Origin of the sequence: Streptomyces gilvus (genome assembly GCF_022513565.1) — a bacterium.
In the GTDB taxonomy this organism is placed as follows: domain Bacteria; phylum Actinomycetota; class Actinomycetes; order Streptomycetales; family Streptomycetaceae; genus Streptomyces; species Streptomyces gilvus.
The window spans coordinates 244,298-265,823 of record NZ_JAKWBE010000011.1 but is presented as its reverse complement, the minus strand read 5'-3'; the positions used below and the strand labels follow the sequence as shown (position 1 = coordinate 265,823).

The window sequence follows — 21,526 nt, the reverse complement described above, 5'->3', positions numbered from 1 at the left end:
TACAGCCAGTGCGCTGATCAGTGGATTCCGTCGGTGCCCCTTCGGAGTGCTGCGTCGACGGCGTCAGCAGCATCCCTCGCGGCCAGCTCGCTGATCTCTCTGGGGACCTCGCGGTCGTCGTACACGAAGAGTCTTGCCTCGACGATGTGGGTCTTCGGCTGCCAGCCGAGACGACGGCCCGCCTCGCGTGCAGCACGACGGACGTCCTTGAGTTCGCCCATCTCGTCAAGATCGCCGCTGCTCAGGATCAGCTGCCCGTGGTAGCCCTGGTAGCGAGACTTCAGGGAAGCCCGCATCAGGCCCTCCAAGCGGTCGACGAGCTTCTCGTACCGTCGCTGGGCCAGTTCGTCCTTCGCGGGCATCTCGCGCAGCTCCCCACCTCTGCCCGCAGCACCCATGTGTGCCATATGTGTGCTGCGAGTACGAAGGCCCTCCCGTCCGTCGGACGAAAGGGCCTATGACCAGGTGTTTCTCTGTGCCCCCGGCAGGATTCGAACCTGCGACACCCGCTTTAGGAGAGCGGTGCTCTATCCCCTGAGCTACGAAGGCCGGGGCTTGCGGAGTGCAAGCCCGCTGGTCAGGCGTGGTCGAAGGAAGCCGCTGCAGTATCTGTGCGGACAACGCGACGTACCAACGACTGACCAGGGACAGCCTAGCGGATGTGTGTCAGCGTCGGGCCTCCGTATGGGCGTAGGAGATCGGGATGGATGGCTGGAGCTCCTCTGAGCTGCTGTGGTGGTGTGGCGACCGCGGCACTGGGGCGGGGTTACCTGGTGGTGGTGGCGGCCTGTTCCACGATCTTCGTCACGGTGCCCGGGTTGGTGAGCTGGACGGCGTGCGGGGCGTTGATCTCGGTGGTGTGGGCGTGTGCCCGTGAGGCCATGAACTGCTCGGCGGCGGCGGGAATGGCGTGGTCGTCGCGGGCGACCAGGTACCAGGAGGGGATCGTCTTCCAGGCCGGGGTGCCGGAGGGCTCCCCGAAGGCCTGGGCGGTGGCGGGGCGTTGGGTTGCGGCGAGTTCGGCGACTGTGGCGTTGCTGAAGTGGTCGCCGACGAAGACGTCGCGGAACTTGTCGGCCTTCAAGTACAGGTCGGTGCCGGTCCTGCCGTCCGGCTGGGTGAAGGGGACGGCGTTCAGAGCGGTGGGGACGGGGGCGTTGGGGTCGTCGCTGAGATGGCTGCCGGGGAACTTGGCGTTGAGGGCGAAGGCGCTCTCGGCCTTGTCCGGGGCGAAGGCGGCGACGTAGACGAGTGCCTTGACGTTCGGGTTGCCGGTGGCGGCGTCGGTGATGACGGCGCCGCCGTAGGAGTGGCCGACCAGGATGATCGGGCCGTGGATGGTCTTGAGGTAGTCCGCCAGGTAGGTGGCGTCGCTGCTGAGGCCGCGCAGCGGATTGGCGGGGGCGGTGACCGGATAGCCGTCTGCCTGCAGGCGCTTGACGACGCCGCCCCAGCCGGCCGCGTCCGACCAGGCGCCGTGTACGAGGACGACGGTCGGCTTGGCGGCGGCGTGGGCGTGGGCGTGGTGGGAGTGGTGGCGGGGGGCGGCCGAGGCGGTCGTGGCCAGGCCTGCGGTGAGGGCGAGGCCGGCCGCACCGAGGGCGGCGAGATGGACCGGGCGCAGGTCGGACATGGTGCGTTTCCTTGTGCTGTGAGGTGCCGGACGGGCGAAGCCGTTGTCCGTGGGGGCGGGGGCGGGGGCGCTGGGCGATGAAGGGGGGCGTCCAGTGCGGTCGTGGGGTGGGGCTGGCGGAGGGGGTTGTCAGACGTGGCTGAGGTCGTGGTGGGCTGCCCAGCTGAGGGCGTAGTCGGCGACTTCTTCCCATCCGTCCTGGCCGAGGGTGAAGTGGGAGCGGCCGGGGAACTCCCGGTAGTCGGTGACGGCGGAGGACTTGCGGTACAGGCGCCAGTTGGCCTTGTTGACCTTCGCCGGCACGATGTGGTCGGCCCCGCCCGCGATGAACAGCAGGGGAGCGCGCCGCTGGTTGCGGAAGTCGACCTTGGTCGCGGCGCCGGGGGTGAAGTTGGCGAATGCGCCCTGGAAGAGCACCCGGGCCGGTCCGGGCACCTGGTAGCGCTCGTAGACGGCGGCGGACTCCCGCTCGCTGAGCGTGTTGGTGAAGCTGTAGTGGAACTGCTTCGGCGTCAGGGCGATGGCCTTGTTCTTGTTGCCGGGGTTGCCGATCACCGGCCAGACCGACTTCACCGTGGAGTACGGCTGCGGCAGCACTCCCTTGACGGGAGCGGAGTCGATGGCGACGCCGGCGCGGCCCAGACCCCGGTCCAGCAGGACCTGCGTGATGGCTCCGCCGAAGGAGTGCCCGATGACGATGGGCGCCTCGTCGAGACCCCGGATGACCTCCTCGTAGTGGGCGATCGCCTCGCCCAGGCCCACCCCTGCGATGCGGGAAGGGTCGCGCCGCAGGTCCTCGACCTCGCCGTCGAGCCCGGGCCAGGCAGGGGCGAGGACCCGGTAGCCCTGGGCCTGATAGCGCTCGATCCATTTCTCCCAGCTGCGCGGAGTCATCCAGAGGCCGTGGATCAGCACGATGGTGGGGGTGGGGGTGGGGGCAGTCACCGGTTCCTCCTGTGTGAATAGAACGTTCTGTTCACTCGAAGGTAGGCAGGGATGATTGCCCGGTCAAGCGGGGGCAGAAGAGGGCTGCGTCACATGGCGCGACGACGGGCGCGGAGGGCCGGACAGACGTGCGCAAGCGTGCGGGTGCGGGCCAGGAGGAGAACGACGTCGTCGGAGACAGGACCGTTCAGCGCCGGTACGCAGCCACCCCATGGAGGCAGCCGCGCAGATATCGGCAGCACCACCGCGTCGCGGTGCTGCTCGCGTCGATCAGGCGGCGGCCAGCAGGGCGGTGACGCCGTGGAGGAGGGTTTCGTTCGCCTTTTGCGGGTCGCTCAGGTAGCCGGCAACCATCGCTCCGTCACGCATGGCGACCATGGCGTCTGCCGAGCGGGCGGCGTCGGCCGCCCCCATCCGCGCGAAGGCGTCCGCGAGAATGTCGCGGAACCAGGCCCGGTGCGTCAGCACCGCCTGATGGACGGCACTGTCCCGTTCCGGGTACTCGGCTGCCGCGTTGATGAAGGGGCATCCGCGGAAGCCCGCGCCGCACACCTCCTGGGAAATTCCGTGTGCCACGGCCTGTATGAAGGCCGAGGGGTCGGACAACTCCTCCCGGACGGCATCCACCTGCTCTCGAATGCCCAGGTCCGTCGCCTCGAGGTAGGCCCGGACCAGATCGTCCTTGCCTTCGAAGTGCCGATAGAACGTTCCGCGGGCGATCTCCGCCTCGGCCATGATGCGGTCGACCCCGACCGCCCGGATGCCCTCGCTGTAGAAGAGCCGGCTCGCGGTACTCAGCAGCCGCTCCCGCGCCGCCGGCCGACGCTCTGACGCAGTCACAGGATTCGACATCCGGCCAGTGTACAGAACGTTCTTTCCGCACGCCGCATGCCGCATGCCGCACGCCGCCGGCCGACGTCAGTGCCAACAACCGCATGCACATCCCGGCGGCGCTGGTCACCACTCCGGGGCCAGTTCCTTGATCAGGAGGGAGAGCGTGGGGAGGTCCGGGAGGGCGGACAGGGACGTACGTACCTGGTCGTCCGCGAACGCCCGCTCGTCCGGCGTCCTCGTCGGGTCCAGCGCCGCCTCCGCCTGGACCTGGATGTAGTTCAGGCTGGTCGCCAGGAGCATCGAGAAGGCGTTCAGGGTGCGGATCGTGCCTGGCCCCCCGGCCGCCACGTACGCACGGACCAGCTGCCGGGCCGCGTCCAGGTTCGGGCGGTTTCTGCCGGACCAGGCGTACACCACCCACGCCAACTCCCGCCCCGGTGTCGTGGATCCCGCGTTGTCCCAGTCGATCAGGACCGGGCCGTCCCGGCCGACCAGGACGTTCTGGGGCTGGACGTCCAGGTGGGACGTCACCAGGTCGGTGCGGTCGGCTGCCGGGGTCACGTGGCGGGAGAACTCCGTCGCTCGGTCCGGGAAGTCCGCCAGCTCGTCGGACCAGGGGAGGCCGGAGCCGGCGGTCTTTTGGTGCAGGGCTTGCCATTCGGATGCGGTGGGGCATGTGTCGTGCCAGGCGCTGGGGGCCTCCGTCGCGCCCGCCCCGGCAGTGTGGAGCAGTGCGAGGGTCCGGCCCACCCATGCCAGGATCTCCGGGGCGGTGGGGTCGGCGCCGGTTCCGTCCACCCAGTCGTAGAGCTTCAGGCAGGAGCCGCCCAGGTGTGGGGGGAGACGGGTGACGTGCGCACCCTCGCTGTTCTTCAGCAGGCGGGGTGATGTGATGCCCAGGGCTTCCGAGGCGTCGCGCAAGGCGGCTTCGCGCCGTACCTGGTGCTCGTCGCAGCCGAAGAGCATCTCCTTCACGGCCCAGTCGCCGGATGGCCCCGACATCTTCCAGATCCGGCCCAGGGCACCTCGGGTGACCGGCTCGATGGTCCAGGAGCCGGAGCCGGAGCCGGAGCCGGAGTCGGAGCCGAGGTCGTAGGCCGTGGTCACGTGGTCCATGGCGGCGTACATGAGGCCACTCCTCGTGTCGGGGGACGGGCACGGAAGACCGCCGCCCCGCCGCTGTCGGCGGCGGGGCGGCGGGTCAGGCGGTCGAGTACGGGGTCGTCGGTTCAGTCCGTCGGCGAGAACACGAAGGAGAATTCCGCCGGTGCCGCCTCCAGCCGGTACTGCGGGAGTACGCCCGGTCCGCAGGACGCCGTGCCGATGCCGTGGTGGGCGTGGTCGAGGTTGACCCAGACCGTGTCGCCCGGGGTGAGGTCGGTGCGGTGGGTGGCGGCGTCCAGTTGTTCCGTCGTCCAGCGGCGGGCCGTGAGGAGGAACTCCGGGTCGCCCTCGATCCGCAGGCCGCCGAGCTCCGCCCAGCGGACGTCGGGGCGGGCGCCGTTCTCCTGGGGGCGGAGGTAGGGGGTCTGGAGGTCGTCCACCGTGGACTCGTAACGGGCGATGCGGGACGCCGACTTGGTGTCGGGGTACCCCTCACCCGGGCCGCCGCCGAACCACTTCACCGTGTCCGCCGCGGCGAGTCCGAACCGTACGCCCAGCCGCGGCAGCGGCACCGGCCACTCGCCCTGCGGGCCCACGGACACCGTCAGCCGCAGCCGGCTGCCGTCGGACGTCCAGCGGTAGACGGTCGCCAGGCCGAACTCCCAGGCGGCCGGCGCCACCCGGGTGCGGACGGTCAGCGCGTCGTCGGTCGCCTCGACGGAGTCGACGCGGTGGCGCATACGGTGCAGGCCGTACTTGCGCCACAGCTCCGAGTACCGGATGCCGTCGGCCCAGTCGGCGCCCTCGTCGTTGTCGGTGGTCGCCCGCCACACGTCCAGCCGCAGGCCGGTCACCGGCACGTCGCCGATGCTCCTGAGCGCGCCCGTGCGGGCGTCGAAGGAGGCCGGGCCGAGGGTGATCACACGGTCGCCCAGCACGGGGCCGTCGCTCGCCGGCACGGCGGTCTGCAACGGGCGTGCGGACACCGGGACTTGGCCCCACGCAACCTCGTGACCCTTCGGGGCCCAGGCGGAGTCCGCCGCCAGCACGGCCCGTACCGTCCACTGCGCCTCGCCGCGTCCGTGGTCGGCCGGCGGTTCGGGCAGCTTGACGTCCGCCGACTCGCCCGGGGTGAGCGCGGGCACCGACAGGGAGCCCGACTCGACGCTCTCGCCGTCCACTTCGTACGACCACTCGAAGGCGAACGCCGACAGGTCGGCGAAGTCCTGCTTGTTCGTCACCCGCACGGTGCCGTCGGCGGCCTCGAAGGAGACCGGCTCGATGACCTTCTTGAACTCCAGCAGGCCGGGGGAGGGCCGCCGGTCGGGGAAGACCAGGCCGTCGCAGACGAAGTTGCCGTCGTGCAGCTCCTCGCCGAAGTCGCCGCCGTAGGCGTAGCCCAGCTCGGGGTGGGTGACGCCGTGGTCGATCCACTCCCAGATGAAGCCGCCCTGGAGCCGCTCGTACGTCTCGAACAGGCGCTGGTAGTCGGCGATGCCACCGGGGCCGTTGCCCATGGCGTGGCCGTACTCGCAGAGGATGAAGGGGAGTTCGCGGCGCTTGTGAGTGCCGCCGTCCAGTTCCTTGCCGATCTGCTCCACCTCGGCGTGACCGGCGTACATCCGCGAGTAGACGTCCGTGTCGCGGCAGTTCCAGTCGCCCTCGTAGTGCACCAGGCGGGAGGCGTCGCGGTCGTGGATCCACTCGGCCATCGCGGTCAGACCGCGGCCGGTGCCGGCCTCGTTGCCCAGCGACCAGATCACCACCGAGGGGTGGTTCTTGTCGCGCTCGACCATGCGGGCGGCGCGGTCGAGCAGCGCCGGGGTCCAGCGGTCGTCGTCGACGGGGTTGTCGCGCCAGGCCTGCTCGGTGAAGCCGTGCGTCTCCAGGTCGCACTCGTCGATCACCCACAGGCCCAACTCGTCGCACAGGTCGAGGAAGGCGGGGTGCGGCGGGTAGTGGGAGGTGCGCACGGCGTTGAGGTTGTGCCGCTTCATCAGCAGCACGTCCTCGCGCATGGTCTCCAGGTCGAGGGCGCGGCCCTTCTCCGGATGCCATTCGTGGCGGTTGACGCCCTTGAACAGCACCGCCTTCCCGTTGACCTTGATCAAGCCGTCGGACAGCTCCACCGTACGGAAGCCGATGCGCAGCGGCACCCGCTCGCCCTCGGTGACCAGTTCGCCCTCGTACAGCTTCGGCACCTCGGCCGACCACGGCTGGACCGGCACCGTGACCGTCGTGCCCGTCTCGACATCGATGTCCAGGGCGGGCACGAGCACCCGCCCGTCGACGTCCGAGTCGACGCGCAGGGTGCCCTCGCCCGTGAGGTGGTCGTAGGAGGCGTGCACGAAGAAGTCGAGCGCGCTGCCGGCCGGGCGGTGCAGCAGGGTCACGTCACGGAAGATGCCCGGCAGCCACCACTGGTCCTGGTCCTCCAGGTAGGAGCCGGCCGACCACTGGTGGACGCGGACGGCCAGGACGTTGCCGGCCGGCTTCAGCAGGTGGCCGACCGCGAACTCGTGCGGCAGGCGGGAGCCCTTGAACTCGCCGATGTCCGTGCCGTTGAGCCAGACGCGGGCGCAGGACTCCACGCCGTCGAAGCGGATGACCGCTCCGCCGTCCGTGGGCCAGCCCTCCGGCAGGTCGAAGACGCGGAGGTGGTCGCCGGTCGGGTTCTCCGTCGGCACGTGCGGCGGGTCGACGGGGAAGGGGTACAGGTGGTTGGTGTAGATGGGCAGGCCGAAGGCGCCGTCGCCCTGGAGCACCCAGTGACCCGGGACCGTGACCTCGGCCCAGTCCCCGGCGTCGTACCCCTCCTCGGCGAACGAGTCGTCCTCGGCGTCGGCGGTCGGCGACACACGCAGCCGCCAGCTGCCGTTCAGGGAAAGGGACTTCGCGTCGGAGGACGCGTACCAGGCGCGGGGCGGGAGGGCTCCGGTGCCGGGTGAGACGTCCTCGACGTAATCGGTGGACGTGGTGCGGGAAGTCATCGGTCTCCAGGTCTCGGGGTTGCGGGTGTCAGCCCTTGATGCCCGTCTGCGCGATCCCCTGGACCAGCCAGCGCTGGAGGAAGAGGAACACGAACACCAGGGGCAGGATGGAAATGGCGGCGGCCATGAAGATCAGATGGAAGTTCACGGTCTGGTTGGTGATGAAGGAGGACAGCGCGACCTGCACGGTCCAGGCGCTCGGGTCCTGGCCGATGACCAGCGGCCACAGGAAGGCGTTCCAGCCGCTGATGAACGTGATCGTGGCGATCGCCGCGAAGAAGTTCAGCGAGTTGGGTACGACGATCCGCCAGTACGCGCCCCAGTAGCCGAGCCCGTCCACGCGCGCCGCCTCCTCCAGTTCCTTGGGGAATCCCAGGAAGTACTGCCGGAAAAGGAAGCACGTGAAACCACTGAACAGACCCGGGATGATCATGCCTCGGTAGGTGTCGATCCAGCCGAGGGAGGAGACCAGTACGAAGCTGGGCACGAAGGTGACGGCCGTGGGGACCATCAGGGTCGCCAGAACGACGTAGAAGACCTTGTTGGCGTGCTTGTAGGGGATGCGGGCCAGGCCGTATCCGGCCATGGAGCAGAACAGCAGGGTGCCGACGGTGCTCAGGACGGCGATCACCGTGGAGTTCCACATGGAGTGGGCGAACTCGACGGTCGGGTCGTCGAAGAGTTCGGAGATGTTGCCCCACTGGAAGGAGGGCAGCAGCTTCCAGTTCTCGCCGGTGATCTCCGGGTCGGTGGAGAGCGCGTTGCGGACGATCAGGTAGAAGGGGATCAGGAAGAGGAACGCGGCGACACTGACGGCGATGTACAGACCGGTGTTGCCGAGGACGCCTGAGCGCTTCTTGCGCTCCTTGCCGGCGTGCGGTGCGGTGGCGGTCACTTTTCCTCCCCTCCGCCGAAGCCCATGATCTTGCCCTGGGCGAGAGTGACGATACAGATCAGCAGGGACAGGATGACCGCGCCCGCGCTGCCGGCGCCGTAGTCCTGGTCGGTGCCGAGGGCCGTCTTGTACAGCTCCATGAGTGGTGTCTGCGCCCAGGTCGCCTTGGTGCCGATGATGTTGAAGAACTCGTCGAACGCCTGATACGCGGCGATGAGCAGCAGCAGGATCACCGCGGTCGAGGTGGCCCGCAGCTGGGGCAGAGTGATGTACCGGAAGGTCTGCCACCCCTTCTTCGCACCGTCGATGGCGGCGGCCTCGTACAGCTCCGGCGGGATGTTCTGCAGCGCCGCCAGGAACAGGATCATGTAGAAGCCGGCCTGGATCCACAGGCGCAGGGTCACGATGACCAGCCAGTACCAGGGCGGGCTCGGGTTGGAGATCCAGGAGGTGTCGTCGACGCCGAACCAGCTCATGACGGTGTTGGCCAGGCCGAAGCGGACGCCGTTGAAGATGGACATCTTCCAGATCAGGGCGGCGGCCACGTACGAGACGGCGGTCGGCAGGAAGAACACCGACCGGAAGAACGCCCGCATGAAGGTCAGCTGGTTCACCAGCAGCGCGAGCCCCAGCGACAGCGCCCAGGTGGTCGGCACGATGAACGCGGCGAACACGCTGAACGTCACCAGCGAGGAGGGGAAGTTGCTGTTGGTGAGGATCTGCTTGTAGTTGTCGAAGCCGATGAAGTGGCTCGGCGTGACCGTGTACCGGGCGTCGAAGAAGCTGAGCCAGATGCTCCAGACGATCGGCACGAAGACGAAGATCACCAGGCCGATGAGGAACGGCCCGGTGAAGAGCCAGAAGTTGAACGTCGGGTTGCCCCGCAGGGCCCGCCGCGGCCGGGCCGGGGAGGCCTTGGCCGGGGCGGGCTGGGCGACCCCGCGTGTGGTGGTGGTCGACATGTCGTGGCGTTCCCGGCGGCTTATCCGAACAGCTTCTTGAGCTCGACGTTGACCTTCTTGTCGCAGGCGTCGAGCGCCTTCTCCGGGTCGCCGTTCTTGCGGACGGAGGACGCGAGCACGTCGTTGAAGGCCGTGATCATCGTCTGGTCCCAGCCGATGTTGTCGAAGTGGCCGTAGTCCGTGAAGAGCTTGACGCCCTCAGCCGGCAGACCGGACTTGAGCTTGGTGGCCTGGTTGGCTATCGAGGTGCGCGGTGGGATGTGGAAGCCGTACGAGGTGGCCCAGTCCTCCTGGTACTGCTTCTGGTCGATCCACAGCCACTTCACGTACTCCTTGGCCGCCTCGACGTTCTTCCCCTTGGCGTTGACGAAGATCGACCAGCCGCCGTTGTAGACGGACTGCTTGCCGGCGCTGCCGATCTTCGGGAAGGGGAAGATGCCGAGGTCGTCGCCGAGGGCCTTCTGCATGGCCGGCATGGACCACATGCCGCCCCACTGGATGGCGCACAGGCCCTGGTCGAGCGAGGAGGGGTCCCAGAAGTCGGTCGGGGCGTCCAGCAGCACGTGGCCGCTGGTGAACAGGGTCCGCAGCTTCTTCAGGCCCTCGATGACGCCCGGGGTGTGGTAGGCGATCTGGTTCTTCGCGTCGAGGGTGTCGGCGCCGGCCGACCAGATCAGGTTGTTCTGGATCGCGGTGAAGTCGTTGCCGAGGAAGAGGCCCTTGACCTTGCCGGTGGTGAGTTTCGCGGCGGCCTCGATCAGCTCGTCGAGGGTGGTGGGGACGTCGACCTTGGCCTTCTCCAGCATCGACTTGCGGTAGTAGAAGAACTGCGGGTCGTCGATCATCCGGATCCCGTAGATCTTCCCGTCGACCGTGTGGGACTTGATGTCGTTGGGGTTGAAGTCGTCCTTGACCGGGTCGATGAGGTCGCTCAGGTCCGCCACCTGGCCGCTCTTGACGAGCTGCAGCTGCGGGTGGAACTCGAAGACGTCGGGCGCCTTGCTGCTGAGCAGGGTCGCGAAGAGCGCGGACTCGAAGTTGTTGCCGGTGATCCAGCTCGTGCTGACGTCGGCCTTCTTGTACGCGGCGGCGTACCGCTTGAGGGCCTGCTCCGTACCGGCCTCGCCATAGGCGTGGAAGTACTGGACCAGGTGCTTGCCGGAACCGGACCCGCCGGATCCACCCCGCCCGTTGTTGCTGCCGCACGCGGCAAGGGTGCCGGCTGCGGCCATGCCCGCGGCGGCCCGGAAGATCGATCGACGGGACCAGTTGCTGTTGCTCGTTGCCGACATGCTGACGTCCTTGTCCTGGTTGCGGCTGCGGCTCTGTCGCTCAGCGCCAGATGGCTCAAAGGGATTGCAGTGCGGGGAAGCTAAGCGTTCGCGAAGGGCTTAGGCAAGGGGTTGGACGAAGCCTGCGCGAAACGTTGTACGCGGTTCGGAATTCCGAACACGGGGGCCGCACGGGGTAGTTGGGGGAGCGAAGAAAAAGGGGTCGAGGGCCGCCGGGGTCAGGTGGCCGGCGGCCCTCGGTCCGTGGGGGGTCAGGCCCTGTTCCAGGCCTCGTTCGTGCCGCCGTTGCAGCTGTAGAGGATCACCTTGCTGCCGTCGGCGGTCGCCTGTCCGCTGACGTCGAGGCACTTGCCGGACGCCTCGCTGAGGATCTGTCCGTTGGCGTTGAGCAGCCAGCGCTGGCTCGCGTCACCGGTGAAGTCGGCGCTGGTCGTCAGGCCCGAACTCCCAGCCGTCAGATACCCGTTCGCGCCCTTCAGGCCGCCCTTGGCGTCGTACGACCACGACTGCTCGGTGCCGCCGGTGCAGGTGCCGATGGCGGCGCCCGAGGCGCTCGCCGTCAGGCACTTGCCGGACTGCTTGCCCACCAGAGCGCCCGTGACCGCCGTACTGCCGCGGCCCTTCTGGTCGAAGACGTACGTCGTGACCGAGCGGGCGGCGAGCGTGGCCGAGACCGTGCCGCCGCTCAGCGAGGGCCTTGCGACCTTCGCCCAGTTCTCGGTGGCCGACGTCCGTACGGCCTGCGTGGCCCGTACCGGCGTCCTGCTGTTGAAGTGCAGACTCAGCGGGGTGTCGGTGGAGTTGTGGTTGTTGACCACGACCACCCACTTGCCGCCGGAGTCGTAGGAGGAGACCTCGACGCCGTCCGGCGCCCCGGTCACGTTGTGCGCGACCGAGCCCGGGCGGACGAACCTGCTGTACTGGCCGAGCGCGTAGTAGCGCTTGGTGAAGTACAGGCTCTGGTTGTCGTTCGCCGCGTAGTCGGGGTCGTAGTAGATCAGGCCGTCGTTCCAGCCGACGTCGTTCTTCTCGGTGGGGGAGGTGCCGTAGCCGCTGGCCAGGGCGACCCACCACTGGAAGGCCGAGTCGTGGGCGGTCGCGAAGTCCTTGTAGATGATCCTCGACATCAGCAGCGCGTTGTCGATGGACGGGTCGTACTCCTGGTTCCAGCCCGTGGAACCCTTGCCGAAGCAACAGATCTCCGTGGCCCAGGACTTCTGCCCGACGGTCCTCGACGTCTCGTAGACGTTGGCGAGTTGACCGTCGCTGGGGTTGTTGTACGTGTGGTGGGCGAGCGCGGACACGTACGGGGCGGTGCCCGGCTGCGAGATCCACTGCGGGAGCTCGGAGACGAACTGGGTGGTCTGGCTGGACTCGTCGGCGATGATCGAGGTCTTCTGCTTGCGGGCCTGCTGCTCGGCGCCGAGCGCCCGCACGATGTCGTCGCGTTGGTCGACGGTGACCTTCATGCCCTCCTGACCGCACGAACCGAAGTCGTTGTCCGGCTCGTTGAAGGGGCTGATGTAGTCCAGCTTCACCCCCTGCCGGGCGAAGTGCTGGGTCACGTCGGCGACGTACTTGGCGTAGTCGCCCTCGTTCTCCGGCTTCAACTGGCCGCCGCAGCTCTGCCCGTTGGTGGTCCACCGCGCGGGCGCGCTGTTGACGAAGCCGATCAGGTCCTTGACACCGTACTTCGCGGCGTACTTCAGGAAGGTCCGGCCGCCCTTGTCCCGGCTCCAGTCGTAGGAGCCGTCGGGGTTCAGGAAGTCCTCGGCGGCGCGGGCCGGGGTGGTGACCGCGACCCCGCCACCGCCGATGTTGTAGCGGTACGAGCTCAGGGCCAGCCCCTGCTGGGAGAACAGCAGCCGGGCCACCCGGGCCAGCACTTCGGGGCTGAAGTGCTGCAGGTCGTTGACCCACCAGGCGCCGGAGGCGCCGATGTCGTCGATCGTCTGCGCCGCGTGGGGGGAGACCTCGGCCGCCGTGGGGGTGGCGGCCGAGGAGGTCGGGGCGGATATCAGGGGTCCCGCGACGGCCAGCGCGGCCGCGGCCGCGAACAGGACCGGTCTACTGTGGTGGGGGTGAGACACGTGCATCCCTTCCGTCGTCATGAAGGTGGTGCGGTACGGCTCCTTGCGGGGGTGGTGCGTTTCACGGTGGCCCTCTGCCCCACGGACTGCAGCGCCCCCTCGAGCGCGAACGTGGCCGCGCCCAGGCACACCGGGTCGGTGGGAATGGGGGAGAGGACGATCTCGGTGGCGGCCATGGGCCGCTTCAGGGCGTGCCGGGCGACGGCTGCGCGCACCTCGTCCAGCAGGGGCTCGCCCAGTGTCTTGGCGACCCAGCTGCTGAGCACGACCACTTCGGGGTTGATCAGGTTGACCAGGTCGGCGATGCCGGCGCCGAGGTAACGGGCCGTGTCCCGGACCACCTTGACCGCCACCGGGTTGTTCTCGACGACCCCGCGGGAGAGCGCGTCGATGGTGGCGGTCTGGTCCTCGGGGTGCAACAGCGTGCTGTCGGGGCTGAGTTCGCGCAGGTTCAGCATGATCCCGGGGGCGCCGACGTACGTCTCCACGCAGCCGTGGTTGCCGCAGTGGCACAGCCGTCCGTCCAGCACGATCGTGTTGTGGCCCCACTCGCCGGCGCTGTTGCTCACGCCCCGGTGCAGCCGCCCGTCCAGGACCAGTCCGGCGCCCACGCCGGTGCCGAGGTTGACGACCACGGCGTCCGTGCGCCCCCGCGCCGCCCCGAACCACAGCTCCGCGACCGCGCAGGCGCGCAGCGGGTTGTCCAGGTACAGCGGGTAGGCGATGTGCTCGGTGAGCAGGTCCAGCAGCGGTACGTCGTGCCAGTCCCAGTTGGGCGCGTACTCGGAGACGCCGGTGGCGCGGTCGACCTGGCCGGGGACGCTCACCCCGACGCCGAGCACCCGGGCGCCCTCCACGCCGGCCTGCATGACCACCGAGCCGACGGCCGCGGCGGCGTGGGCGACCACCTGCTCGGGCCGGTTCTCGCCGGGGCGCATCTCCTCGATGGCCCGGGCGAGGACGTTCAGGCCCAGGTCGAACAGCTCGACGCGGACGTACGTCTCCGCGATGTCGACCCCGATCAACGCGCCCCCCGACGCGTTGACGGCGACGAGGCCCCGGGGGCGGCCGCCCGCCGAGTCCTCGAAACCGACCTCGGTGATCATCCGCAGGTCGAGGAGTTCGCCGACGAGGGTGGCGACCGTGGCCAGGCTCAGCCCGGTGGCGGCCGCCAGCTCCTGGCGGGAGGTGGGGGACTCCGCGATGATCTGGCGCAACACCTCGTACCGGTTCGCGGTACGGATGTCACGCGAGGTGCGCTTCACTGGCGTCTTCACTGACGTCGTCCCCATCCCTTCCCAGGCAGCCCGGAGCCGGGTCGGTCCCGACACCAGCACCGGCGCGGCGCAAGGCTATGGCCTGCGGGGGACTTTCGACAAGGGATTGGAAAAGAGTTGAAGAGACTCGGTCAGGACGCCGGTCAGGACACCGGTCGAGACGTCGGCCGGGACACCGGTCAGGACACCGGGATCCGGGTGAAGCGGCCCGCCACGTGGAGGTCGGCCTCGACGAGGGCCGCGGTGCGGCGCAGTTCGGGGAGGATATCCCGTACGCACTCCTGAACCGAGTGGCGCGCGGCGTGCATGGCGACGTTCAGGGCGGCGACCGCGCGGCCCGCGCGGTCGCGGACCGGGACGGCGACGGAGCGCAGACCCTCCTCCAGCTCCTCGTCGACCAGGGCGTGGCCGGCGGCCCGGACCTCGTCCAGGACGGCGGCCAGGGCGGCGGGGTCCGTGACCGTGTGCGCGGTGAGAGGGCGCAGGGGGCCGAGCGTACGGTCCTGCTCCGGCAGGTCCGCCAGCAGCACCCGGCCCATCGAGGTCGCGTACGCCGGCAACCGCGTCCCGACCGCGAGGTTGACGCTCATGACGCGGCCCGTGGCGACGCGGGCCGTGTACTGGATGTCGGTGCCGGAGAGCACGGACAGCGAGGTCGACTCGTGGACGCGAGCGGCGAGTTCGGCCATGCGCGGACCGGCGATCTCGGGCAGGGTCGTACGGGACAGCGGCGGGAAGCCCAGGCCCAGCACGCGGGGGGTCAGCTCGAAGAAGCGGTCCGCCGCGCGGACGAGGCCGAGGTGCTCGTACGTGATCAGCGCCCGGCGTGCGGTGGCCCGGGCCAGGCCCGTCGCCTGGGCGACCTCGGTGAGCGTGAGGGCGGACCGGCCCTCGCCGAAGGCGGTCAGCACCGTCAGTCCGCGGGCCAGCGACTCCACGAACTCCCGGCCCAGCTCCTGCTTCGACGCGCCGGTCCAGGTGGCGAGACCGGACGGCGCCGCCTCGCCCTTCCGCGGCGGCGCCGCGCGCAGATCGTCCTCCATGGCCCGTACCGCCGTACGCAGCCGGGGCAGCAGGGTGTCGCGCAGGTCGGCGGCGGTGTGCCGGCTGGTGTGACTGACGACGCTGGCCGCGCAGACGACGCGCCCGGTCCGCGGATCCCGCACGGGTACGGACACCGCGACGAGCCCCGGCTCGATCAACTGATCGTCCAGAGCCCACCCGTACTCCCGGGCGGCGGCGACCCGCCGCTCGAAGTCCCCCTCCGCGCCAGGCACTTCCCGAGGCGGGACCGCCGGGAAGCTCCTGTCCTCCGGGTCCGCCGTCCGGCGTCTCCGCCATGCCTGCCAGTCGGGTTCGGTCCACTCCGTGGCGAACAGGGGGCCCGGTGCGGTGCGTTCGGCGGGGAGGAGGTCGCCGATGCGGAAGCTGAGGGACATCGCGCGGCGCCGGGTGGCCTGGTGGATGAAGCGGATGCCGTCGCGGTCGGCGACGGCCAGGGACACGGATTCGTCCAGCTCGTCGGCGAGGGCGTCCGCGCGCGCGTCCAGCAGGGCGGGCAGACGCAGAGCGGCGAGGTAGGCGTTGCCCAGCTCCATCAGCCGGGGGGCGAGGAACACGTCACGGCCGTCCAGGCGGACGTACCCCATGCGGGCCAGCGTCGCGGTGACCCGGTCGACCGTGGAGCGGGCCAGGCCCGTCGCCCGCTCCAGACCGCTCAGGCTCAGCGTCCCGCCCGCCTCCGTCAGCCGGTGCAGCACGGCGACCCCACGGATCAGCGGCGTGACCGCCTCGGCCGGTACGACGGACGCGGCGACGGCGTCGGGCTCGGGCTTCGCGGGCATCGCATCTCCGGTACGGCGATCAGGGCAGCCCTACGGTAATGCGACCGGCACCAGCTCACCGCCGGGCGCCCGGCACCCAAGACGCCCCGCCCCCTCACCGCCGGGTGCCCAGCACCCGGTGCGCCCCGCCCCCTCACCGCCGGGTGCCCAGCACCCGGTACGCCCCGCCCCCTCACCGCCGGGTGCCCAGCACCCGGTGCGCCCCGCCCCCTCACCGCCGAGTGACCAGCACCCGGTACGCCCCCGTCCCGTCCACTCCCGTCACCGCGATCCGGATCCCCCGCTTCGGGTCGCGGAAGACCTCGCCCGGGGTGAACGGGGCGTCCGACAGTTCCGCGTTGACGTTGGGGCTGCGGGTGCAGCCGCCGCTGTCGGGGTGGGAGTCGTACACCGTCACCGGTCCCATCCCGGTGTCCACGTCCGCGTCGACCCGGTAGACGAGGACCCCCGCCCGGCACACGGCCTCGTCGTTGCCCTCGCGGGTGCGCAGCTCCAGCGCGTACCCGGCGCGGCGGCTGACCGGCACGAACACCAGCTTGGGGCCGCCCGCGCGGGCCAGCGGGGTCAGCGTGTACTCGGTCGTGCCCCGCGCCGCCGCGCAGCTGACCTGCGACGGGTCCAGCCAGCCGAGCTTCCACTTGTGCCAGCCCAGCAGGTCGTTGTCGGCCCCCCAGTCCTCGCTCATGATGTCCCAGTGGCCGACCGCGCCCCCGCCCTCCTGTGTGTACAGGTCGGGCAGCCCGAAGACGTGCCCGTTCTCGTGGGGCAGGACGCGGTAGCCGGTCTGCGCGTAGGAGCCCGAGCCGTCGTCCTGCCGGGAGTACACGAAGGACGCGTTGGCCACCGGCACCCCGTCGGCCACGGGCGCGTCCGCGTTGCCCGCGAAGGTCACCGACAGCACCGTGTCCAGCGCCGAGGGCCCCGCGTTCGGGGTCACCAGCACGTTCAGGAAGTCGTACGAGCGGAAGTCCACCTGCGGATCGGCGGCGGCGACGATGTCCTGGACCAGCTCCCGGTAGCCGGGGTCGAAGGGGGCGCCGCGCTCTATGCCGTACGCCCTGAACGGCTTCGGCATGCGCAGCCAGTGCGGGATCGGGGTCTCTGGGCGGTAGTCGAGCCGGCCGTAGGAGGCGGTGCGGAACCACTCGCGGGTCCTGGGGAAGAACTCGTGGAAGCGGTCGAGGGCGTCGCCCGGTCCCGGCGCGTCCGGGAAGTCGATCATCAGCGTCAGGGCGTGCACGGTCCCCGTGGAACGGGAGTAGCCCGTCGTGGTCGGCACGCCCTCGGACATCTGGACGACTCGGTTGCCGGTGATCATGCAGGGGGTGAGGGCGGCGCTGCGGGCCATCGCGCTCGGGCCCGCCCCGGCCGCGCGAGTGCCGGTGCCGGGCGGGCGGGTGTCGGCCGCGATGCCGAGCGCCAGGATCAGCGCGGTCACGGACGCGAGGGCGGCCACCGTGCGCGGGCGTATCCGACGGCTGGACGGCATGCACGGGCCCTTCCTCCATGGCAGCCGTCGGCGGTGGGCTGCGCCCTTTCGATCACCCTGGTTCGGGGCCGGGACGGGCGCTCGCTGGAGGAGTCCGAACGGGGTTTCCCGCATGAACGCGGGTGTGACTCAGGTCACAGGAAATAGGGCGGCGGGCGGGAAATAACCGGGGACGCCCTCCCCGTTTAATCATGCGTCCGAGCGAAACGGGGAGCCCTTCCCCGCATCGCACCGCCCGTCGGCCGAACAGCCCGGCGACGGGCCCCAGAACCGAGGAGGACGCCGTGACCGCCACGACGACCACGCAGCCCGCACAGCGCAAGGCGACCAGGCCCCGCGCCGACGCCGTGCGCAACCGGGAGCGGATCGTCAGCGCCGCCCGCGAGATGTTCACCGAGTTCGGCCCCGACGTGCCGCTCGACGAGATCGCCCGCCGGGCCGGCGTCGGCAACGCCACGGTGTACCGCAACTTCCCCGATCGCGACGCGCTCGTCCGCGAGGTCGTCTGCTCCGTCATGGACCGGACGTCGGAGGCGGCCGAGCAGGCACTCGCCGAGACCGGGGACGCCTTCGAGGCGCTGGAGCGGTTCGTGCACGCGTCCGCCGACGAGCGGGTCAGCGCGCTGTGCCCGATGGTCTCCAGCACCTTCGACCAGCACCACCCCGACCTCGAAGCGGCACGCGAGCGGCTGGAGCAGACCGTCGTGGAGCTCATGGACCGCGCCAAGCGGGCCGGCCGGCTCCGCACCGATGTGAGCGTCGGCGACCTGATGATCGTCGTCGCCCAGCTCAGCCGGCCCCCGGCCGGCACCGGCTGCCTCGTCAACGACCGCTTCGTCCACCGTCATCTGCAGCTGTTCCTGGACGGCCTCCGGGCTCCGGCCCCGTCGGTCCTGCCCGGGACGCCCACGACCGTGGAGGAGCTGCGCCGGCCCTGACCGATTAGTTCAGCGCTCCACACCAGTCCCAATCTCCGAGCAGTGCGGCCGTCGTCGACGACGGGCCGTCAGTCTTCGTCTCCGTTTTTCCGTCACGAAGTCCCGAAGTGGGTACCCCCATGTCTGACACAGCCTCAAAGGCTCCAGGAAGCACCGTCGGTGCTCCCGACTCCAACCGCTGGAAGGCGCTCGTCTTCATCGCGCTCGCCCAGCTGATGGTCGTCCTCGACGCCACCATCGTGAACATCGCGCTGCCCTCCGCCCAGCAGGACCTGGGCATCTCCGACGGCAACCGCCAGTGGGTCGTGACGGCCTACGCGCTCGCCTTCGGCGGTCTGCTGCTGTTCGGCGGCCGCATAGCCGACCTGTGGGGCCGCAAGCGCGCCTTCGTCATCGGCCTGACCGGCTTCGCCGCCGCCTCCGCGCTCGGCGGAGCGGCCACCACCGGCGCCATGATGTTCGGCGCCCGTGCCCTCCAGGGCATCTTCGGCGCCATGCTCGCCCCCGCCGCGCTCTCCCTGCTCGCCGTGATGTTCACGGACGCCAAGGAGCGCGCCAAGGCCTTCGGCATCTACGGCGCGATCGCCGGCGGCGGCGGCGCCGTCGGTTTCATCCTCGGCGGCGTGCTGACCGAGTACCTGGACTGGCGCTGGACGTTCTTCGTGAACATCCCCTTCGCCATCGTCGCCGCGCTCGGCGCGTACTTCGTCATCCGTGAGCCGGAGGGCGGCCGCAACCGCAACCCGCTCGACATCCCCGGCGTCCTGCTCTCCACCCTCGGCCTGGTCTCGCTGGTCTACGGCTTCACCCGCGCCGAGTCCGACGGCTGGGGCGACTCCATGACCGTCGGCCTGTTCGTCGCCTCCGCGGTCCTGCTGCTCGCCTTCGTCGTCACCGAGGCCCGCGTCAAGGCCCCGCTGCTGCCCCTGCGCGTGGTCACCGACCGCAACCGCGGCGGCATCTACCTCTCGCTCGGCATCGCCATCATCGCGATGTTCGGCACCTTCCTCTTCCTGACCTACTACCTGCAGGTCGTGAAGGGCTTCTCGCCGATCAAGACGGGCTTCGCCTTCCTGCCGATGATCGCCGGCATGATGGTCGGCTCCACCCAGATCGGCACCCGGCTGATGACCCGGGTCCCGGCCCGCGCCCTGATGGGCCCCGGCTTCCTGGTCGCCGCGGTCGGCATGCTGCTGATGACGCAGCTGGAGATCGGCTCCTCGTACGCCTCGACGATCCTGCCCGCGATGCTGCTGCTCGGTCTCGGCATGGGTACGGCGTTCATGCCGGCCATGTCCCTGGCCACGCTCGGTGTCGAGCCCCGGGACGCCGGTGTCGCCTCCGCGATGGTCAACACCTCGCAGCAGGTGGGCGGCGCGATCGGCACGGCCCTGCTGAACACGATCGCCGCGTCCGCGACGACCTCGTACATCAAGGACCACATCGCCGGCGCGAGCTCCAAGTCCCAGCAGCAGCTGGTGGCCCTGCAGGGCCAGGTGCACGGCTACACCAACGCCATCTGGTTCGCCGTCGGCATGCTGGTGCTCGCCGCGGTGGTCGTGGTGACCCTGGTCAACACCGGCACCCCCGGCTCGACCACCGTCACCGGCTCCGAGGAGGGCGTCGAGGACGAGCCGGCCGTCCCGGTGGTCGCCCACTGACGGCCCCCGTACGGCCGTACCCCTTCGGAAACCTCCGTACGCGGGAGGAAGGGGACGCCCCCCGCGTACGGCCCCGGGATCTGCCCCGGCCCGCTGAGTGAGCGGCTCAGCGGAGCCAGGGCAGGTCCGCTCCCGCCTCGTCGGGTTCCAGGCCCTCGGCGACGATCTGCATGATCTCGCCGAGGGCCTGCTGCTGTTCGGGGGTCAGCCGATCGAACACCGCCTGCCGTACGGCCCTCACATGGCCCGGCGCGGTGCGGTCGAGCACCTCGTGGCCCTGCGGGGTGAGCACCGCGAACTGGCCCCGCTTGTCGGAGGGGCACTCCTCGCGGCGCACCCAGCCGTTCTTCTCCAGGCGCGCTATGGCGTGCGAGAGCCGGGAGCGGGTGATCTTCGCCTTCATCGCCAGCTCCGTCATCCGCAGCCGACTGTGCGGGGCCGCGGCGAGGCCGACGAGGAGGCCGTAGTAGATGTGCGGCATGCCCGCGTCGCGCTGGAGCTGGCGGTCGAGATGGTCCTCCAGGAGCGTGGTGGCGTGCAGATAGGAGCGCCAGACGCGCTGTTCCTCCTGCGTGAGCCAGTGGGCCTCGGGGGCGGTCTCGGTCTCGTCAGCGGATGCGGATGCCGTGTTCATGCATCTACTGTACGAGACCTCTTCTTGAACATTAAACAAATGCGACGTAGGCTCGCCCCATAGAGTTTGAGGTTTCAATCATCAGGGAGTTCACCGCCATGTCCGCCGCCACCCAGGAGCGCATGCCCGCCCTGTACCTGAGCCACGGCGCCCCGCCGCTCGCGGACGACCCGGTCTGGCCGGGCCAGCTCGCCGCCTGGTCCGCCGACCTGCCCCGCCCCAGGGCGATCCTGATGGTCTCCGCCCACTGGGAGGAGGCCCCCCTCGCCCTCGGCGCGGTGCGTACGGTCCCGCTCGTCTACGACTTCTGGGGCTTCCCCGAGCACTACTACCAGGTGACGTACGAGGCCCCCGGCGCCCCCGAACTCGCCGAGTCCGTCCGCAAGCTGCTGCGCGCCCCCGGCACGCCCGTCCAGGACATCCCCGACCGCGGCCTCGACCACGGCGCCTACGTGCCGCTCGTCGAGATGTTCCCGGCCGCCGACATCCCGGTCCTGCAGATCTCCATGCCGACCCTCGACCCGGTCCGGCTCATGGAGATCGGCCGCAGGCTGGCGCCGCTGCGCGACGAGGGCGTGCTGATCGTCGGCTCCGGCTTCTTCACCCACAACCTGGCCGCCCTGCGTCACGCCGGGAACGGCGTGCCGAGCTGGTCCTCCGAGTTCGACGACTGGGGGCACCGGGCGCTGGAGAACCGCGACTGGGACAGCCTGCTGGACTTCCTCGACAAGGCCCCGGCCGGCCGCTACGCCCACCCGCGCACCGAGCACTTCGCCCCGCTGTTCGTGACGATGGGCGCGGCGGAGGCCGGCGGCGAGCTGGACGCGCAGAAGTCGGTGATCGAGGGCTTCTGGATGGGGATGGCGAAGCGGTCGGTGCAGTTCGGCTGAGGTCCTGGGGGCTGCGGCTCCGGCCTTCGGGGGCTGCGGCTCCTTGGG

General features: G+C 70.1%; 17 protein-coding genes and 1 tRNA gene. 3 read left to right on the top strand and 15 right to left on the bottom strand.

The window, feature by feature from the left end; translation table 11 throughout:
- Nucleotides 1-17: 17 nt before the first annotated feature.
- The 14 genes from MKW14_RS19575 to MKW14_RS19510 form a co-directional block, all read right to left on the bottom strand.
- Entirely contained in the window at nucleotides 18-362 is a 345-nt protein-coding gene (locus MKW14_RS19575; protein WP_240863945.1) for a hypothetical protein, read from the bottom strand.
- A 114-nt stretch (nucleotides 363-476) separates the two neighbouring features.
- Nucleotides 477-549, bottom strand: a tRNA-Arg gene (locus MKW14_RS19570).
- A gap of 217 nt (nucleotides 550-766) precedes the next feature.
- Nucleotides 767-1,633, bottom strand: coding sequence for an alpha/beta fold hydrolase (locus tag MKW14_RS19565; protein WP_240863943.1), 867 nt, complete (start codon nucleotides 1,631-1,633; stop codon nucleotides 767-769).
- A gap of 129 nt (nucleotides 1,634-1,762) precedes the next feature.
- Entirely contained in the window at nucleotides 1,763-2,578 is an 816-nt protein-coding gene (locus MKW14_RS19560) for an alpha/beta hydrolase (protein WP_240863942.1), read from the bottom strand.
- Between the two features lie 270 nt (nucleotides 2,579-2,848).
- On the bottom strand, nucleotides 2,849-3,430 hold the full coding sequence (locus MKW14_RS19555) for a TetR/AcrR family transcriptional regulator (RefSeq protein WP_240863939.1): 582 nt from the start codon (nucleotides 3,428-3,430) through the stop codon (nucleotides 2,849-2,851).
- Between the two features lie 105 nt (nucleotides 3,431-3,535).
- A complete protein-coding gene (locus MKW14_RS19550; RefSeq protein ID WP_240863936.1) occupies nucleotides 3,536-4,540 on the bottom strand; it encodes a phosphotransferase enzyme family protein in 1,005 nt (334 codons plus the stop codon).
- 101 nt (nucleotides 4,541-4,641) lie between these two features.
- Entirely contained in the window at nucleotides 4,642-7,506 is a 2,865-nt protein-coding gene (locus tag MKW14_RS19545) for a glycoside hydrolase family 2 TIM barrel-domain containing protein (RefSeq protein WP_240863935.1), read from the bottom strand.
- 28 nt (nucleotides 7,507-7,534) lie between these two features.
- Complete coding sequence (locus MKW14_RS19540; RefSeq protein ID WP_240863933.1) at nucleotides 7,535-8,401, bottom strand: carbohydrate ABC transporter permease; 867 nt, start codon at nucleotides 8,399-8,401, stop codon at nucleotides 7,535-7,537.
- Nucleotides 8,398-9,363: a carbohydrate ABC transporter permease gene (locus MKW14_RS19535; protein WP_240863931.1), complete on the bottom strand. Its 966-nt coding sequence runs from the start codon at nucleotides 9,361-9,363 to the stop codon at nucleotides 8,398-8,400. Before MKW14_RS19535 ends, MKW14_RS19540 begins: the two co-directional genes overlap by 4 nt.
- A gap of 20 nt (nucleotides 9,364-9,383) precedes the next feature.
- Nucleotides 9,384-10,655: an ABC transporter substrate-binding protein gene (locus MKW14_RS19530; RefSeq protein ID WP_240863929.1), complete on the bottom strand. Its 1,272-nt coding sequence runs from the start codon at nucleotides 10,653-10,655 to the stop codon at nucleotides 9,384-9,386.
- 251 nt (nucleotides 10,656-10,906) lie between these two features.
- Entirely contained in the window at nucleotides 10,907-12,751 is a 1,845-nt protein-coding gene (locus MKW14_RS19525) for a glycoside hydrolase (RefSeq protein ID WP_240863977.1), read from the bottom strand.
- An 11-nt stretch (nucleotides 12,752-12,762) separates the two neighbouring features.
- Nucleotides 12,763-14,037: an ROK family transcriptional regulator gene (locus tag MKW14_RS19520; protein WP_276621187.1), complete on the bottom strand. Its 1,275-nt coding sequence runs from the start codon at nucleotides 14,035-14,037 to the stop codon at nucleotides 12,763-12,765.
- Nucleotides 14,038-14,201: 164 nt separating this feature from the next.
- The gene (locus tag MKW14_RS19515) at nucleotides 14,202-15,866 is read right to left on the bottom strand and encodes an IclR family transcriptional regulator domain-containing protein (protein WP_240863927.1); all 1,665 of its coding nucleotides are present in this window, start codon (nucleotides 15,864-15,866) and stop codon (nucleotides 14,202-14,204) included.
- A gap of 211 nt (nucleotides 15,867-16,077) precedes the next feature.
- Nucleotides 16,078-17,355 carry a M6 family metalloprotease domain-containing protein gene (locus MKW14_RS19510; protein WP_240863924.1) on the bottom strand — a complete coding sequence of 426 codons (1,278 nt, stop codon included), beginning with the start codon at nucleotides 17,353-17,355 and terminating at the stop codon, nucleotides 16,078-16,080.
- Between the two features lie 284 nt (nucleotides 17,356-17,639).
- Here MKW14_RS19510 and MKW14_RS19505 point away from each other — a divergent pair, with 284 nt between their 5' ends.
- Nucleotides 17,640-18,293, top strand: coding sequence for a TetR/AcrR family transcriptional regulator (locus MKW14_RS19505; protein WP_240863922.1), 654 nt, complete (start codon nucleotides 17,640-17,642; stop codon nucleotides 18,291-18,293).
- Between the two features lie 119 nt (nucleotides 18,294-18,412).
- The gene (locus MKW14_RS19500; protein ID WP_240863920.1) at nucleotides 18,413-19,954 is read left to right on the top strand and encodes an MFS transporter; all 1,542 of its coding nucleotides are present in this window, start codon (nucleotides 18,413-18,415) and stop codon (nucleotides 19,952-19,954) included.
- A gap of 106 nt (nucleotides 19,955-20,060) precedes the next feature.
- Here MKW14_RS19500 and MKW14_RS19495 read toward each other — a convergent pair whose 3' ends face one another.
- A complete protein-coding gene (locus MKW14_RS19495; protein ID WP_240863919.1) occupies nucleotides 20,061-20,588 on the bottom strand; it encodes a MarR family winged helix-turn-helix transcriptional regulator in 528 nt (175 codons plus the stop codon).
- 98 nt (nucleotides 20,589-20,686) lie between these two features.
- On the opposite strand from MKW14_RS19495, the gene MKW14_RS19490 reads away from it, so the two are divergent.
- A complete protein-coding gene (locus MKW14_RS19490) occupies nucleotides 20,687-21,478 on the top strand; it encodes a dioxygenase family protein (RefSeq protein WP_240863917.1) in 792 nt (263 codons plus the stop codon).
- The last annotated feature ends 48 nt before the right edge of the window (nucleotides 21,479-21,526 follow it).

What these genes read in the sequence shown, in the direction of transcription:
- MKW14_RS19565 (WP_240863943.1), bottom strand. Translation starts at nt 1,633, where the DNA reads ATGTCCGACCTGCGCCCGGTCCATCTCGCCGCCCTCGGTGCGGCCGGC.
- MKW14_RS19535 (WP_240863931.1), bottom strand. Translation starts at nt 9,363, where the DNA reads ATGTCGACCACCACCACACGCGGGGTCGCCCAGCCCGCCCCGGCCAAG.
- MKW14_RS19515 (WP_240863927.1), bottom strand. Translation starts at nt 15,866, where the DNA reads ATGCCCGCGAAGCCCGAGCCCGACGCCGTCGCCGCGTCCGTCGTACCG.
- MKW14_RS19530 (WP_240863929.1), bottom strand. Translation starts at nt 10,655, where the DNA reads ATGTCGGCAACGAGCAACAGCAACTGGTCCCGTCGATCGATCTTCCGG.
- MKW14_RS19545 (WP_240863935.1), bottom strand. Translation starts at nt 7,506, where the DNA reads ATGACTTCCCGCACCACGTCCACCGATTACGTCGAGGACGTCTCACCC.
- MKW14_RS19555 (WP_240863939.1), bottom strand. Translation starts at nt 3,430, where the DNA reads ATGTCGAATCCTGTGACTGCGTCAGAGCGTCGGCCGGCGGCGCGGGAG.
- MKW14_RS19495 (WP_240863919.1), bottom strand. Translation starts at nt 20,588, where the DNA reads ATGAACACGGCATCCGCATCCGCTGACGAGACCGAGACCGCCCCCGAG.
- MKW14_RS19575 (WP_240863945.1), bottom strand. Translation starts at nt 362, where the DNA reads ATGCCCGCGAAGGACGAACTGGCCCAGCGACGGTACGAGAAGCTCGTC.
- MKW14_RS19550 (WP_240863936.1), bottom strand. Translation starts at nt 4,540, where the DNA reads ATGTACGCCGCCATGGACCACGTGACCACGGCCTACGACCTCGGCTCC.
- MKW14_RS19490 (WP_240863917.1), top strand. Translation starts at nt 20,687, where the DNA reads ATGTCCGCCGCCACCCAGGAGCGCATGCCCGCCCTGTACCTGAGCCAC.
- MKW14_RS19500 (WP_240863920.1), top strand. Translation starts at nt 18,413, where the DNA reads ATGTCTGACACAGCCTCAAAGGCTCCAGGAAGCACCGTCGGTGCTCCC.
- MKW14_RS19525 (WP_240863977.1), bottom strand. Translation starts at nt 12,751, where the DNA reads ATGCACGTGTCTCACCCCCACCACAGTAGACCGGTCCTGTTCGCGGCC.
- MKW14_RS19520 (WP_276621187.1), bottom strand. Translation starts at nt 14,037, where the DNA reads ATGGGGACGACGTCAGTGAAGACGCCAGTGAAGCGCACCTCGCGTGAC.
- MKW14_RS19510 (WP_240863924.1), bottom strand. Translation starts at nt 17,355, where the DNA reads ATGCCGTCCAGCCGTCGGATACGCCCGCGCACGGTGGCCGCCCTCGCG.